Source organism: Acinetobacter sp. YH12144, assembly GCF_013418345.1.
GTDB classification, from domain to species: Bacteria; Pseudomonadota; Gammaproteobacteria; order Pseudomonadales; family Moraxellaceae; genus Acinetobacter; species Acinetobacter amyesii.
In genome coordinates this window covers 19,715-35,336 of the sequence record NZ_VPCD01000020.1, presented here as the reverse complement: position 1 = coordinate 35,336, position 15,622 = coordinate 19,715, and the positions used below count along the sequence as shown (strand labels likewise).

12 protein-coding genes and 1 tRNA gene are annotated in these 15,622 nt (G+C 39.9%); 3 read left to right on the top strand and 10 right to left on the bottom strand.

Annotated features, from left to right (window positions below):
• Positions 1–94 precede the first annotated feature (94 nt).
• The 3 genes from clpB to crp all read right to left on the bottom strand — a co-directional run bounded on the left by clpB (position 95) and on the right by crp (position 4,984).
• A complete protein-coding gene (gene clpB, locus FTU79_RS13085) occupies positions 95–2,674 on the bottom strand; it encodes an ATP-dependent chaperone ClpB (RefSeq protein ID WP_180050562.1) in 2,580 nt (859 codons plus the stop codon).
• Between the two features lie 347 nt (positions 2,675–3,021).
• Positions 3,022–4,071: an NADP(H)-dependent aldo-keto reductase gene (locus FTU79_RS13080; RefSeq protein ID WP_180050559.1), complete on the bottom strand. Its 1,050-nt coding sequence runs from the start codon at positions 4,069–4,071 to the stop codon at positions 3,022–3,024.
• Between the two features lie 202 nt (positions 4,072–4,273).
• Complete coding sequence (gene crp, locus FTU79_RS13075) at positions 4,274–4,984, bottom strand: cAMP-activated global transcriptional regulator CRP (RefSeq protein ID WP_168377778.1); 711 nt, start codon at positions 4,982–4,984, stop codon at positions 4,274–4,276.
• Positions 4,985–5,132: 148 nt separating this feature from the next.
• Between crp and FTU79_RS13070 the strand changes: the two genes are divergently transcribed.
• Both FTU79_RS13070 and FTU79_RS13065 read left to right on the top strand, forming a co-directional pair.
• Positions 5,133–5,561: an OsmC family protein gene (locus FTU79_RS13070; RefSeq protein WP_078191820.1), complete on the top strand. Its 429-nt coding sequence runs from the start codon at positions 5,133–5,135 to the stop codon at positions 5,559–5,561.
• 409 nt (positions 5,562–5,970) lie between these two features.
• The gene (locus tag FTU79_RS13065; RefSeq protein WP_180050556.1) at positions 5,971–6,717 is read left to right on the top strand and encodes an IS5 family transposase; all 747 of its coding nucleotides are present in this window, start codon (positions 5,971–5,973) and stop codon (positions 6,715–6,717) included.
• An 86-nt stretch (positions 6,718–6,803) separates the two neighbouring features.
• On the opposite strand, the gene FTU79_RS13060 is transcribed toward FTU79_RS13065, so the two are convergent.
• The 7 genes from FTU79_RS13060 to efp all read right to left on the bottom strand — a co-directional run bounded on the left by FTU79_RS13060 (position 6,804) and on the right by efp (position 14,216).
• Positions 6,804–6,880 (bottom strand) — tRNA-Val (locus tag FTU79_RS13060).
• A gap of 32 nt (positions 6,881–6,912) precedes the next feature.
• Entirely contained in the window at positions 6,913–8,925 is a 2,013-nt protein-coding gene (locus FTU79_RS13055; RefSeq protein ID WP_180050554.1) for a DUF3488 and transglutaminase-like domain-containing protein, read from the bottom strand.
• A gap of 3 nt (positions 8,926–8,928) precedes the next feature.
• Positions 8,929–9,834 carry a DUF58 domain-containing protein gene (locus FTU79_RS13050; RefSeq protein ID WP_180050551.1) on the bottom strand — a complete coding sequence of 302 codons (906 nt, stop codon included), beginning with the start codon at positions 9,832–9,834 and terminating at the stop codon, positions 8,929–8,931.
• Between the two features lie 12 nt (positions 9,835–9,846).
• Positions 9,847–10,803, bottom strand: coding sequence for a MoxR family ATPase (locus tag FTU79_RS13045; RefSeq protein WP_180026449.1), 957 nt, complete (start codon positions 10,801–10,803; stop codon positions 9,847–9,849).
• A gap of 230 nt (positions 10,804–11,033) precedes the next feature.
• Positions 11,034–11,336, bottom strand: coding sequence for a YbdD/YjiX family protein (locus tag FTU79_RS13040; protein ID WP_078190160.1), 303 nt, complete (start codon positions 11,334–11,336; stop codon positions 11,034–11,036).
• Positions 11,337–11,349: 13 nt separating this feature from the next.
• Positions 11,350–13,452, bottom strand: a complete 2,103-nt coding sequence (locus FTU79_RS13035) for a carbon starvation CstA family protein (RefSeq protein WP_180026451.1) — start codon at positions 13,450–13,452, stop codon at positions 11,350–11,352.
• A gap of 194 nt (positions 13,453–13,646) precedes the next feature.
• The gene (efp, locus tag FTU79_RS13030) at positions 13,647–14,216 is read right to left on the bottom strand and encodes an elongation factor P (protein WP_067762759.1); all 570 of its coding nucleotides are present in this window, start codon (positions 14,214–14,216) and stop codon (positions 13,647–13,649) included.
• Between the two features lie 388 nt (positions 14,217–14,604).
• On the opposite strand from efp, the gene epmB reads away from it, so the two are divergent.
• Positions 14,605–15,621 (top strand): EF-P beta-lysylation protein EpmB, encoded by a 1,017-nt coding sequence (epmB, locus tag FTU79_RS13025; RefSeq protein ID WP_180050548.1) that lies wholly within the window; start codon positions 14,605–14,607, stop codon positions 15,619–15,621.
• The last annotated feature ends 1 nt before the right edge of the window (position 15,622 follow it).

Below are 15,622 nucleotides of genomic sequence, written 5' to 3'. Positions count from 1 at the left end.
ATTTAAACGAAAATTACGACAAGCGTAAAATAAAAAAAACCCGGCCTAAACCGGGTTTCTGTTTTTACAACTGGATGTAGCAGATTTGTGCTTTTTAGTTAAGTTTCATCTTGTCAAAACTTAGGTGATCTCCTTCCGCTTGAACGACAATCGTATCGCCCGGTTGGAATGCACCTGACAAGATTTTCTGTGCTAGTGTATTTTCAACTTGTTGTTGGATAGCACGTTTCAGAGGACGTGCACCATACACAGGGTCAAAACCAGCATCAATAAGCAATTCAAAGGCACTATCTTCAACTGCCAAGCTCATGTCTTTGTCTGCCAAACGTGAACGTAAGCGATCCAACTGAATATCTGCAATGCCGCGAATTTGCGCTTTTTGTAAAGAGTGGAAAACCACCAACTCATCAATTCGGTTCACAAATTCTGGACGGAAATGTTCCGAGACAGCAGCCATGACCACAGCACGAACTTCGTCTTTCGACGGGTTTTCACCTAATTCACGAACATCGGTTGAACCTAAGTTCGAGGTCATCACAATCACGGTGTTTTTGAAATCAATCACACGACCTTGTGAGTCTGTTAGTCGACCATCATCCAACACTTGAAGCAAGATGTTAAAGACGTCTGGATGTGCTTTTTCAACCTCATCAAACAACACCACACTATAAGGTTTACGACGTACAGCCTCGGTTAATACACCGCCTTCTTCATAACCCACATAGCCCGGAGGCGCACCTACCAAACGGCTCACCGAATGCTTTTCCATAAACTCTGACATGTCGATACGAATAATCGCATCATCACTGTCAAATAAGAAATTACCTAGCGCTTTGGTTAACTCAGTTTTACCTACACCTGTAGGCCCAAGGAATAAGAATGAACCACTTGGGCGGTTTGGATCGGATAATCCTGCACGAGAACGACGCACCGCATTCGACACTGCTACGACAGCTTCATCTTGACCCACTACACGGTTATGTAAGAACTCTTCCATATGTAAGAGTTTTTCACGTTCACCTTGCAACATTTTCGCAACAGGAATACCTGTAGCCGCACTTACCACTTCAGCGATTTCATTTTCAGTGACTTTGGTACGAATCAGTTTCGGCTCTTCATTCACCTCCGCAATTTCTTCTTCATTCAAGCGTTTTTGCAACTCAGGAATGACTCCATATTGCAAACGGCTCGCTTCTGCTAAATCACCTTCACGTTGTGCTTTTTCAAAGGCAGTACGTGCTTTATCTAACTCAATTTGAGCTTGATTCGTTCCGTCAACCAGACGTTTTTCCGCAATCCACACTTCTTCCAAATCGCTATATTCTTTTTGAACTTCAGCAATTTGTTTCTCCAAATGCTCAACTTCAGCCTTCGACACTGAATCCGCATCTTTTTTTACGGCTTCAAGTTGCATTTTTAACTGAATTAAACGGCGATCTAAACGGTCAAGTGGCTCAGGTTTTGAGTCAATTTCCATTTTGATTCGTGATGCTGCTTCATCAATCAAATCGATGGCTTTGTCCGGCAATTGACGGTCTGTGATGTAACGATGCGACATTTTTGCCGCAGCAATAATCGCAGAGTCTAAAATTTGCACGCCATGGTGAGTAGCATATTTGTCTTTTAGACCACGTAAAATCGCAATGGTATCTTCCACACTCGGTTCATCAACGATCACTTTTTGGAAACGACGCTCTAATGCTGCATCTTTCTCGATATATTGACGATATTCATCCAGAGTAGTTGCACCTACACAGCGTAGCTCACCACGCGCTAATGCAGGTTTAAGCATATTCCCTGCATCCATTGCACCATCACCTTTACCTGCGCCAACAAGCGTATGTAATTCGTCAATGAAAAGAATAATCTCGCCATCATATTTGGCTAAATCTTTTAGAACGGCTTTAAGTCGCTCTTCGAATTCACCACGGTATTTTGCACCTGCAAGCAATGAACCTAGGTCGAGTGAAAGTACACGTTTACCTTTCAGACTTTCAGGGACTTCACCATTGACAATACGCTGTGCCAAACCTTCTACAATCGCAGTTTTACCCACACCCGGCTCACCAATCAGTACGGGGTTGTTTTTGCTACGGCGTGATAAAACCTGAATGGTACGGCGAATCTCTTCGTCACGACCAATGACCGGATCTAGCTTACCTTCTAATGCACGTGCATTGAGGTCTAAAGTATATTTGTTGAGTGAATCACGTTGATCTTCGTGGTTATTACTCATGACTTGTTCACCGCCTCGTATTTGTTCAATCGCTTTGCGTAATTTATCTGTCGTTACGCCTACACTATTTAATAAGGTTTTGGTTTTACCCGTTTCGGCCAATCCGAGAATCACCCAATCTGTAGAAAGAAACTCATCACCAGCTTTTTGAGCAAAACTGTCGGCTAAATTTAGCGCTTTGACTGCTTCAGGGTTTAGATTGATGTCCCCTGTAGGCGTCGCAATGGTGGCAGTATCCTGTAGGGCTTGCTGAAGCTTGGTTTTTAACTCAGGAAGATTAGCACCTGCCTGTTGTATCAAGCTTTGGTTCGAAGGCTCTTCAAGCAATGTCGAAAGAATATGGATTCCTTCAATGGCTGTATGGTCTTTCCCCATTGCTAAAGATTGGGCATCGGATAATGCTTGCTGCAAACGGTTTGTGAATTTTTCGAATCGCATTCTTGTTATTCCTCACAACAAATTCTGTACTTGAAGCATATATGGGAGTCATATTTAAAATTTCAAATACATTTTTTAAATATTTTTCAATGAGTTAATTTTAAGATATAGATAAATCTCAATTATAATATTGGTATAAATAGAATACTTTTCAAGTCATTTATTGAAGAATTTAGTACTTTATTATGTTATTTAAATACACATGTATTTATAGGCAATTTTCTTGTCAACTCAACTGACTTTCTGACAATAAAATTCAATGATTTTCCACTAGCTTATATCACGTAAATGTCAAAAAAGCCCACATTTACATGCAGGCTTTTGCTTAATCCACTAAAAAGTTCAGCTTAAGGTGCAGGATTTGGCTGTTGGCGATGAATAGCTTCAATCCCTTTTAAAATGTCTTCTGATAAATTCACCTCAAAAGCATCAATATTTTCTTTCAACTGATCTAGATTCGTCGCACCAATAATTGTACTGGTGACAAAAAATTGCTGCTTAATAAATGCTAGTGCTAACTGTGTCAACGTTAAACCATGCTGTTCAGCCAATTGTGCATATTGTTCTGTTGCCCATTCACTCTCCGCATTTGAATAGCGGCTGAAGCGTGAAAATAGTGTCACTCGAGCATTGGCAGGACGTGTACCATGACGGAATTTACCTGTTAGATAACCAAATGCTAAAGGTGAATATGCCAATAAGCCCACGCCTTCGTAGTGTGCAATTTCGGATAAACCTATTTCATAAGTACGGTTCAACAAACTATACGGATTTTGCACACTGACAATTTTTTCTAAACCATGCTTTTCTGCAAGTTGCAGGAATTTTAAAGTTCCCCATGGCGTTTCATTAGATAGACCAATTGAGCGAATTCGGCCTTTTTTCACTTCCTGACTTAAAGCAACCAACGTTTCTTCTAAATTGGTAATAGTTTGCGTACTGTTCGCTTCGGCATTGCCATAACCCAATTTACCAAAAAAGTTGGTAGGACGTTGCGGCCAATGTAACTGGTATAAGTCAAGATAATCCGTCTGTAATCGCTGAAGAGATTGATCTAGTGCAGACTCAATTTCTGAGGCAATAAATTTGGTTTGTCCATCTCGAATATGACTGCCACCTTGTGACGGACCTGCAATTTTTGAAGCTAAGATTAATTTATCGCGTCCACCGCGAGCTGCAATCCAGTTACCAATAATAGTTTCAGTGGAACCTTGGGTTTCAGGTTTCGGTGGGACAGGATACATTTCTGCAGTATCCCAAAAGTTAAGACCACGCTCTAAAGCATAATCCAATTGCTCGAAAGCTTCTGCTTGGGTGTTTTGTTCACCAAACGTCATGGTGCCTAAACAAATTTCTGGAACTAATATGCCTGTATGTGCCAATGGTTTAAATTGCATGCCGCAAATTCCCTCTTTATTTTAAATATCAATATATAAATCACGATGTAGCTTACCTAAGATATCGGCTTTGTTTAAATCATAATTTTCTGTTTATTTGTCAAAAAATGTGAGAAAGGTTGCTTCCGCTATAATAGTGAGAAATGAATAGACATAAAAAAAGCAAACCCCTGAGTTTGCTTTTTTTGATTTAGAAGAATGATTATTCTTCGTCGTCAAATTCGTCAGAAGCCAATTGGCTTTTATCTTCAAGCGATGCATCAAAAATTAGAATCGCTTTACCATCAGTTTCAATCATGCCTTGCTCTTCAAGTGTTTTTAGAACACGACCAACCATTTCACGGGAACAACCCACGATACGACCAATCTCTTGACGAGTAATACGAATCTGACGACCATTTGGCAAAATCATTGCTTCAGGTTGTGAAGATAAATCAATTAAGCAACGTGCAATACGACCTGACACGTCAATAAACGCAAGGTCAGTGACTTTCCGTGTCGTATTTTTAAGACGACGTACAAGCTGTGCAAATACCGCATAACTTAAGTCTGGGTATTGTTTGCTTAATTCATGAAAGTTTTCATAGGTAATCTCAGCAATTTCACATACATCACGCGTACGCACTTCTGCAGTACGCTGTGCATTTGCTTCGAATAGACCCATTTCCCCAAAAAAGTCACCCGCATTTAAGTACGCAACCACAATTTCACGCTCATCATCTTCGCGTAAAATGATAGATACTGAACCCTTAAGAATTAAATACAAAGATTTAGATTCTGAGCCCGCATCAACGATTGTTGTACGTTTTGGGTAACGATTGATATATGCACGTTTTAATAATGCCTTCACCGACTCAGGTAACTGCCCCGGAGATAGCGCATCTGTGCTAAGTTGTGAAAAGTTTGAAGTCATGCTAACAGTTTCCGAATATGGATAATTTATAGATCGCACAAGACCTAAAGTGAACTTGTCACACGTAAGAGTTGAAATTCCTTATCAACTCAATTTATGTTAGTGTACAGGTACTGCGTAAATTTATAGCTTTTTTTAGGGACTTGCAATGCAAACTAGTGTTCATTGGCTAGAGAATGTTGCTTTTGAAGCAAAAACTCAAAGTGGTCACACTGTTATGATGGATGGATCACAAGAATATGGCGGTGAAAACCGTGGTCCGCGCCCAATGGAACTGATTTTAACAGGACTTGGTGGTTGTGCATCTTTCGATATTGTGACGATTTTAAAGAAAGCACGCCAAGACATTACCGATGTTCGTTGTGAATTAAATGCAGAACGTGCCGACACTATTCCTGCTGTATTCACTAAAATTCATTTGCACTTTGTAGTCACTGGTCATGGCGTGAAGGAAAAACAAGTTGCAAAAGCGGTTGAACTTTCTGCTGAAAAATACTGTTCTGCGAGCAAAATGCTGATGGACGGTGGCGTTGAAATTACCCATGATTTTGAAATTTTAGAAACTGAAGATGCATAATTTATTTGTTCAATTAAGAGCCGCATAGAATGCGGCTTTTTTGTTTCAAATAATCCGCTATAGCACAAGCACACATTTTATAAAGCACTGCTATATAGTCATAAACGCAGAAATATGAGCCAAAGAAGTTTGGCTTAATCACTTAAACAATCAATATCCAAATTGATGTATTTGCACATAGATGCATTTACACCCAATTCCATCTCATGATGATTTTACGACTCAATCCATATGAATCTATTCAAGCCAAATACGATTGAAAACGATTGCGAAGAACACCTTACATATAAGTAGATTTGATTCAACTATAGTCTTCATAACACTTTAATTAGGGTGTGTTGACACTTTTAGCTTAAAAAAATAGCGAAGTAGTAAAATCAAATCGCCAAACCCAATTTTACTATTCGCTATGCCTCGTACCATGCTGACAGATCAACACTGGCAAAAGTTGAAAGTTATTCTGCGTAATTTATCCATTCACCACAACTCAAATTTACGCAATTTTATTGAAGCTATTCTCTATAGAATTAGAACAGGCTGTCCGTGGCGAGATATTCCTTCTTGTTTTGGTCATTCAAACTCTATTTTCAAACGTTTTAATCGTTGGTCAGGCAGCGGTAAGTTACTTAGATTATTCAAATTACTAGCCTCATGCCCCGATATGGAGTGGATTTTTATTGATGGCTCTCATGTACGTGCTCATCAACATTCTGCCGGCATAGCGAATCAATCTATTTCTAAAAGTGTAGGAGGAAACTCCTCAAAAATACATTTGATTGTTGATGCACATGGCAATCCTATTGATTTCATGATTACCGATGGGACCACACATGATGTTAAAGTTGCACCTGATTTAATATCAACATTAGATTTAAAAGAGACAAAAGTGGTATGCGCAAATAAAGGCTATGATTCAGAATCACTGCGTGAACAGATCAGGAAAACAAGGACTAAAGCGAATATACCAAGGAAAATGAATAGCCAATCGAACAATGACCATATGGACTGGTATTTATATAAAATCAGGCATTTAGTTGAAAATATGTTTTGTAGATTAAAGCAATTTAGAGGAATAGCTACTCGATATGACAAGCTCAAAAGCAATTATCAAAGTTCTGTTGCTTTAGCCTGTATATTTTTATGGCTACCTTTATAGGGTTAATTATGAACAGTGAATGTCAACAGACCCTAATAATTTCAGATAAAAAAAAGCAGAATCATTTTGATTCTGCTTTTTGAATTTGGTAGGTTTAACCAGATTCGAACTGGTGACCTCTACGATGTCAACGTAGCGCTCTAACCAACTGAGCTATAAACCTAGAATGCGTAGAATCATATTCATTTTTATTTTTTATGACAAGCCCTTTTCTGACTTTTTTAAACTTTGCGTACAAGTTTTAAGCAAAGCCTTAAAATATTGAATATCATGAGAACTTAGCGCGGTACCTACATAAATTTCCTGCTCAAATAACGTAATAACTTGTTCAAATGCCGCCCTTTCCTGTTCAGGTATATTTTCAGCCAAACGTTGTAACCAATGCCTAAAACTTTCTGAAGCCACTTTTTGCTGGCTCAAGGGTAAATTCTTAGCAAACTTGGCAATTTCTCTTTCAAGAGAGCTTAGGCTTTTTCTTTTTTTCCACAAAATCCATATAAAATATAATGCTACAATGCCACCAATACTCAAAATAAGAATTAAAACACCTGCATAAGCAGAATTTGTACCGAGCTTTTTAAACCATTGGTGCTGTGATTCTGCATTGTAACCCACTACTTTACTCTGCCATTGGTAACTCGCATAATCACTCCATACACGGACTTTTTTCAACATCGAAAATTGTTGATAGGCCCAAGTCGACTGCTGTCTCCCAAAAATTGTCCGATCTTGTTCCATATAATCCTGCATCCCACCATCGATACGCTGAGGTGCGATCATGGCTGTAGGATCAATTCGACGCCAATGTTGATTGACATAAACCTCTGTCCACGCATGTGCATCGAGCTGACGAACCTCCCAACTTTTTCCATCTGGTGCTAATTGACCACCTTGATATCCCACAACAATACGCGATGGAACACCCACATAGCGCATCAACATTGCAAAACTCGATGCAAAATGTTCGCAAAACCCCTTTCTTGATCCAAATAAAAAATCATCTATCCGATTTTGCCCCAATACACCTGGGCTTAAGGTATATGCAAAGCGATTTTGTTTATACCATTGCAAAACTTCGGCAATATAACGCTCAGGATTTTGACGACTTCGCTGCCATAAAGTTTGGGCCAATTGTTGTGATTGAACATCCAAGTTTTCAACATAGCGAGTGTTTAATTTTTCAAGTAAAGCTACATTTTTTATTTGAGGAGGTTCTGCACTTCCTAACCATTTCAGTTGAATCGGCTCTGTACGTGCTGTTAATCGGTAGGGTGTAATTCGACCATCTTGACCTAATGCAAAACGTGCTTCATTGGGAACGGATTGCTCCAACGACATAATCCACATCACACTTGGGTCGGCAGCCAAATATTGATAATTCAATGTCCGCTTGGGTTTTAAATCAGCTGGATTCAGCTGTATAACGTTCTGGTTAAAAAAATGACTAGTCCATTTAGAACCATCATATTCATCTAATGCCATCGCCCGCCAATACAGCTCTGTACGTGTTGGCAAGGCTTGAATATCACCAATTATACGAAAAGCCAAACTACTCGACTGTGATAACTCAGCAATATCGCCCGGAGACATGCTGTCACTGATTCCCGTTGTGGCTTTATTTTCAGGAATAGGAATATGCCATAGCGGCGGCAGGCGTGGAAAAAAGAGAAACAGCAAGATAAAGAATGGAACAGCTAAGCCAATAAATTTACCCACATGCCCAATATCTTGTTTAATCGCCTGTATTTCACCGCCTGAGTTTTGGCTAAAACCAACGGTCTGTAAACGATATAATCCAATAAAGCAGCTCAACAACGCCAATAAAATAACCAATGCCATGGCAAAAGACTGGCTAAACAAAAAGCTACTGGCAATCACAAACATCGCAAAGTTAAATAAAATAATTACATCACGACGTGTTTTTGTTTCTAAAGATTTAGCAAATAAAAATGTACTGAGTACTGCAACCCCTGCATCAACACCAATAAAGGTTTTATGGCTTATATAAATGCTAAATAATGCTGTCAATGTCAGCACATAGGTTAAAATTTTAGAAAATGGTTTTTTACTGGCGCGGGTATTGAGTAATAAAATAAGCCAAATAACTAAAAATACCAATGATGTCGCCACAGGGATATAAAGCATTTGTGCAATGAGCACCAATGCTAAAGTGAGTAATATTGAGCGGCGTATGGTATTTTCAATCATCTCTTAAGCCTGCGCCAATAACCGTTTTGCTTCGGAATAATGCAGTTTTCCAGTACCTGATGCTAACTCAGCATTAGGTAAATACAGTACATATTGATCGTGATTTTTTTCAGCCTGCTCGACCAAACCCATCATGAGGCTAAGTTTTTCTTCATGACTTTGAGCTGGCATATGGTGATAATGAATCTCCAATTTCTTTAGATCTTCATATTGCTCAAAAACTTTGACATACAAGCCTTGTCCTCGTGCTGCTTGTTTCCATGACACCGCATGAAGTGAATCCCCCGTCTGAAAACTCCGTAATTCGCGAAATTCATCAAGATCAGGTTCAAAATTTTGCTGTTGTTGCTTATTTTCCACGGAATGCCAACTGGCTTGTGGCGCAACCCACGCGGGGTGTTGTGCATACAAATACGTCCAGGCCCGAACTAAACCAAAAGGATAAACACTATAAATGTGTATTGGCGGAATCTGAAAAACACCGCGTTGGCTGGTTGTAAAATTTAATTGAAAGCATTGCTGTTGCGTATTGAACAGTAATTTATGTAGCTGATTTTCTGTTTTAATCCACAAATATCGCGCCTGTTCAACCTCTTGTTTAAAATAAATTTCGACCGAAAGTAATTCCCCAGCTTGCGGGATATCAACAACATTTATTTGAATCTGCAACGCATGAAGCTGTTTAAAAGTAATATAGAAACTAATACACAATACGGCGCTAATTAAAAAGCAAAAGCCTAAAATCAAGTTATTTGCATAATTCACACCTGCAATAAAGGTGATGAAAATTAACACCAAATACAAGTAGCCTTGCTGATAGATAAAGATCAAGACATCTTTTTGAGTCAGCTGTTTATGCTGATCGATTTTAAATCGACGTTCAATCCATTGCTGCCACATCGAAGCCAAGGTTTAACTCCTTTATTGAATTGAAACTTGTTCTAAAAGCTTAGAGGCTTCAAGATCTGACAATCCAATTCGATGAGATACCACAGCTGTAAACACCGCTTGTACATCGTCAGGATTCACATAATTTCGCTGCTCAATCAGCGCATAGGCTTGCGCAGCTTTCTTTAAGGCTAAAACACCACGCGTAGAAAGACCATGTCTCCCTTTACGTGTTTCAGCAGCAAGATCCAAAATGTAATCCATCAAACGATCACTCAGATGTATCTGCTCGACAAAGCCTTGTAGTTGTAAAATTTCTGATTCATTAAAGATATGTGCTAATGCCGCAATCAGATCATGGCGTGAAGTTTGTTGAAGCAATAATTTCTCTGCCTGACGCGATGGATAACCTAAAGACAAGCGCATTAAAAAACGGTCCAACTGGGACTCAGGTAGCGCATACGTACCGCTTTGAAATAAGGGGTTTTGTGTCGCAATCACCCAAAACGGTTGAGGCAAAGCATAACGCACACCATCAACCGTCACGTAGCCCTCTTCCATCGCTTCCAATAAGGCACTTTGGGTCTTTGGACTACAACGGTTGATTTCATCTGCCAATAATATTTGGGTAAATATCGGCCCAGATTTAAACTCAAAATGATGTTCTTTTTGATTAAACATATTTACTCCAATCACATCACTGGCCAGCATGTCATTGGTAAATTGAATCCGTTGAAATTTTAACCCCGCCAAATGTGACAAGGCGCTAGATAATGTCGTTTTCCCTAAACCAGGTAAGTCTTCAAATAGCACATGCCCGCCTGCCAATAGACAAGCTAAAGCCAATTTGGTTTGCTGATTTTTATCCAAAATAATTTGGTTAATTTGTTCGAGGAATGTATTTATTTTCGGGTAAAAAGGCGCAAGGCTCTGCTCACTTAAAAGCGTTGATGTATTATTTTGTTGGCTTTTCTCTGATCCCCAAAACACCTTTTATTCCCCAATAAAAAAGTTAAATGAATGACTAACATACAGGGTTTTATTTAAAAATACAGTGTTTATCTCCAAGCCATACCCAGTTCAATACTTTAAATACATACGCTTGATATTTATTGAGTATACAAAAGCGTTGGTTTCGCTTCGACTGATCACAAATCAGTAATAAAAAAAGCGTCCCGAAGAACGCTTTTTTTATTGGATTTTTAGCACAAGTCAAAGCATTAGCAAGGACACTTCTTCATGTCACCACCAGCTGATGGATAACGTGCATCTACACAGTGACGATAAAATGTTTTTGCATCCATCGCTTCCAAATCAGGATGATGTTTTGCCATATGTTCCAAATAGTTTTGGTAATCTGGCACACCCACCATCAGGCGGAAGCTTTGCTGTAAACGTTGCCACAACGTCGCAATACGTGACCAATTTTTCGGGTTCAGAATTAGATCCTTCTGCGACATAATGGTCATTTTAATGATTTTATAAATCACCGTTTTTCCACTTTTTGCAAACTTCAGGTTCATTCATATTCCCCTATTAATGTGCTGAATTTGACGGATTAATTTCAGCTGGGTCACGGTAAATTGCTTCTGCTTCATTCACCGATGGATTTGGATTTGCCAAGGCACGACGCACCACACCAATCGCTGCAAATAACATCACAAATGCCACGATCATAAAGAATGCACAAAGACCGGCATTGATTTGATTCGACAATGCAACCGTATGCATTTCTGCCATGGTTTTCGCAGGTGCCAACAATTCATTTTTCGCAATGGCTGCATTAAAACGATCTGCCTGAGCCAAGAAACCAATCTTTGGATTTTCGTGGAAAATCTTCTGCCAACCAGCGGTCATTGAAGTAATAAACAAGAATAATGTTGGGATAATTGTCACCCAAACATACTTTTGTTTTTTCATCTTGAATAAAATCACTGTACCCAAGATCAATGCCATCGCAGCAAGAATTTGGTTACCAATACCAAATAGCGGCCATAAACTATTAATACCGCCGAGTGGATCAACCACGCCTTGGTAAACGAAGAAGCCCCAACCTGCAACAGCCACCGCTGTACCTAACAGATTTCCGAAGAAGTTATGTGAGTTTTTAACAGCAGGAATTACGATACCCACAGTATCTTGCACCATGAAACGACATGCACGTGTACCCGCATCAACTGCCGTTAAAATGAAGAGTGCTTCGAATAAAATCGCAAAGTGATACCAGAACGCCATCATTGAACGGTTATTAAAAATTTCCGTAATGATATGCGCCATACCAATCGCAAATGTTGGCGCCCCCCCTGTACGAGACAGAATCGAGTTTTCACCCACTTCTTGTGCAAGTAAGGTCAATGCTTCAGGTGTTACCACGAAGCCTAATGTACGAACTGCTTCTGCAGCGGACTCAACCGTTGTACCAATCACAGCTGCTGGCGCATTAATCGCAAAATACACACCAGGCTCAAGAATCGTTGCACAGACCAAAGCCATGATCGCAACAAAAGATTCCATCAACATGCCGCCATAACCGATCATGCGAATATCTTTTTCATTATTCACAAGCTTCGGTGTCGTTCCTGAAGAAACGAGCGCATGGAAACCTGAAATCGCACCACAGGCAATGGTAATAAATAAGAATGGGAACATTGAACCAGCAAATACAGGACCTGTACCATCAATAAAATGCGTTACCGCTGGCATTTTCATTTCAGGTAAAGCAAACATGATCCCGATTGCTAAACCTGCAATAACACCAATTTTCAAGAAGGTCGATAGGTAATCACGTGGTGCAAGCAATAACCATACGGGTAACACAGATGCTACGAAACCATAACCGATCAGCCACCAAGTCAGTTCAGTACCTGAAAGTGTAAAGAATGGCCCCCAATAAGGATGCTGTGCAATGTCGCCACCATAGATAATCCCTGCCATCATCAGCACAAAACCAATGATTGAAACTTCTGCAATTTTACCCGGACGGATAAAGCGCATATAGATACCCATGAAAATCGCAATCGGTACAGTGGCCGCGATACTGAAAACACCCCACGGACTGTTGGTCAACGCTTTTACAACTACCAATGCCAGCACCGCTAGAATGATGATCATCACGCCAAGTGCGCCAAGCATCACGATGATTCCGGCAAATGAGCCAAGTTCTTGTTTTGCCATTTCACCGAGTGAACGACCATCACGACGCGTCGAGATGAATAAGACTAAAAAGTCTTGAACCGCACCGGCGAGAACAACACCCACCAAGAGCCAAATTGTTCCCGGCAAATAACCCATTTGCGCAGCAAGGATTGGTCCGACTAAAGGACCTGCACCTGCAATCGCAGCAAAGTGGTGACCAAATAGAACGCTTTTATTGGTCGGCACATAATCCAAACCGTCAGCTAAGCGATGGGCAGGCGTTAAACGTCGCTCATTCAGTTCAAAGACTTTATTGGCAATAAATAAACTATAAAAACGATATGCAATGCTATACACACAGATTGCTGCAAGGATCAGCCAAACTGCATTGACATGCTCGCCTCGACTGAGTGCTAGTATACCGAATGAAACGGCACCTAGAATGGCTACAAACAGCCAGATAATCTTTGAAGCCATTCCTGACTTCGGTTGAATGGTTTCCATCTCAATCCCTCATAAATGTTGAAATAAATCAGCTTGATTTTTCTTGTTCGAGGTACTGCTGTTTCTTCCCTTGAAACTCTACTCCTGTTATGGGCTTTTTCATCTAATACTTTGGCATAAAAATTTAAACCAATAGGTATAAAAAAAGGGATGAATCACTTCATCCCTTTCGATAATAGTCTATTTTTAAACCATTATGCACGTTCTAAATAGTCACCAGTACGGGTGTCTACACGAACGCTTTCTTCTTGCTGTACGAATAATGGAACACGTACAACTGCACCAGTTTCAAGCTTAGCAGGTTTACCGCCACCGCCTGAAGTATCACCACGTACACCTGGATCAGTTTCAACGATTTTTAATACAACGAAGTTGGGCGCGCTCACAGTTAAAGGAACACCATTCCATAACATGATTGTGCAAAGTTCGTTAGAGTCATCTTTCAACCATTTAGCCGCGTCGCCCATAGCAACTTTATCAGCAGCGATTTGTTCGAAAGATTCTGGGTCCATGAAGTTCCACATTTCGCCATCGTTATACAAGTAGTTCATTTCAACTTCTTGGATGTCAGCAGCTTCTAGTGAATCACCAGATTTGAAAGTTTTTTCTAAAACTTTACCAGTTTTAAGGTTACGTAATTTTACGCGGTTAAAAGCTTGGCCTTTACCTGGTTTTACGTATTCGTTTTCCATGATTGAACATGGGTTACCGTCAAGCATGACCTTAAGGCCTGACTTGAAATCATTCGTAGAATAATAGGCCATGACTGGCTCACTCCAAACTTACTAACTTTAATCTATAGATGCTATGGGCTGTAACATGTCATTTAGCAAGTACTGACTGTAACATTGGCTGCCACATGCACATTAATGTGATATTGCGTATTCTAAATGACCAATGCACCATGTCGCAACGAAAAAATCCCCATTAAAGGGGTCAAGCTGCTTAACTTACACTCAGACATTAAAGAACTTTGTTTATACAATGCCCACAAACAGGTAAAATTGCTGTTTACTGAAACTTAATAAATGTTTCGTAGGCTTCATCCGTTCTAAGCTTTATCGGAATTTTTTCAGCTTAAACATCAAAGTTCGACGCATTAATTTCAGCAATATTCCCTACTCACCTTTCTGCATTTTTTAAACAATCGGCATGATAAACTATTTATTTCAAGAGCAAAACTGGCAAACCCAATTGAGTGATTTGATAACAAATCCTCAAGAATTACTCGATGTATTAGAACTTTCGCATGATCAGTTATTATCGGGTGCTCAGTTTGCAGCAGATGAGTTTCGCCTACGCGCGCCGCGCGCTTTTGTTGAAAAAATGCAAAAAGGTAATCCGCTCGATCCGCTTTTACTCCAAGTCCTACCGCATCATTTGGAACTTGAAGAACACACTGGTTTTGTCACTGACCCATTAGGTGAAGAACAAGCCAACCAACAGCCTGGTGTATTACATAAGTACAAGTCTCGTTTTTTACTGACTTTAACCGGTGCCTGCGCGGTCCATTGCCGTTATTGTTTCCGCCGGCATTTTCCCTACCAAGAAAACCTGCCTAAAAATGACGATTGGGCAAACATTAAACAATATATTGAACAACAACCCGATATTAATGAAGTGATTTTAAGTGGTGGAGACCCGCTCACACTATCAAATCGTAAACTTCAAGTGTGGATTGAACGTTTATCGACTTTGCCACAAATTAAATTTTTGAGAATTCATTCACGAGTTCCTATCGTAATCCCCAACCGTGTCGATGAAGAGCTGGTTTCTATTTTAAAAAACAGTAGGCTACGCATTATTCTAGTGGTACACTCAAATCATCCATCAGAGCTAGATGACTTCACGTGCAGCCAGCTTCAACAGCTTGTCAAACAAGGAATCACCGTGCTGAACCAAGCAGTCTTATTAAAAGGGGTTAATGATTCTGCAGATGTATTGGTCGATTTAAGTTACCGCTTATTCGACGCAGGTGTAATGCCATATTATTTACATGTTCTGGATAAAGTAAAAGGTGCTCATCATTTTGATACACCAGCTCAGGATATTGATTTAATTTATAAAAAAGTTTTAGAGAACCTACCAGGTTATTTGGTTCCTAAACTTGTACGGGAAATAGCGGGCGAAAAAAACAAGACACCGCTTTTTGGGGCTTCAACTTTTTGAG

Coding starts and splice junctions, on each gene's coding strand:
- efp (WP_067762759.1), bottom strand. CDS start 14,216: ATGGCCTATTATTCTACGAATGATTTCAAGTCAGGCCTTAAGGTCATG.
- FTU79_RS13080 (WP_180050559.1), bottom strand. CDS start 4,071: ATGCAATTTAAACCATTGGCACATACAGGCATATTAGTTCCAGAAATT.
- FTU79_RS13065 (WP_180050556.1), top strand. CDS start 5,971: ATGCCTCGTACCATGCTGACAGATCAACACTGGCAAAAGTTGAAAGTT.
- FTU79_RS13035 (WP_180026451.1), bottom strand. CDS start 13,452: ATGGAAACCATTCAACCGAAGTCAGGAATGGCTTCAAAGATTATCTGG.
- FTU79_RS13040 (WP_078190160.1), bottom strand. CDS start 11,336: ATGAACCTGAAGTTTGCAAAAAGTGGAAAAACGGTGATTTATAAAATC.
- crp (WP_168377778.1), bottom strand. CDS start 4,984: ATGACTTCAAACTTTTCACAACTTAGCACAGATGCGCTATCTCCGGGG.
- epmB (WP_180050548.1), top strand. CDS start 14,605: ATGATAAACTATTTATTTCAAGAGCAAAACTGGCAAACCCAATTGAGT.
- FTU79_RS13055 (WP_180050554.1), bottom strand. CDS start 8,925: ATGATTGAAAATACCATACGCCGCTCAATATTACTCACTTTAGCATTG.
- FTU79_RS13070 (WP_078191820.1), top strand. CDS start 5,133: ATGCAAACTAGTGTTCATTGGCTAGAGAATGTTGCTTTTGAAGCAAAA.
- clpB (WP_180050562.1), bottom strand. CDS start 2,674: ATGCGATTCGAAAAATTCACAAACCGTTTGCAGCAAGCATTATCCGAT.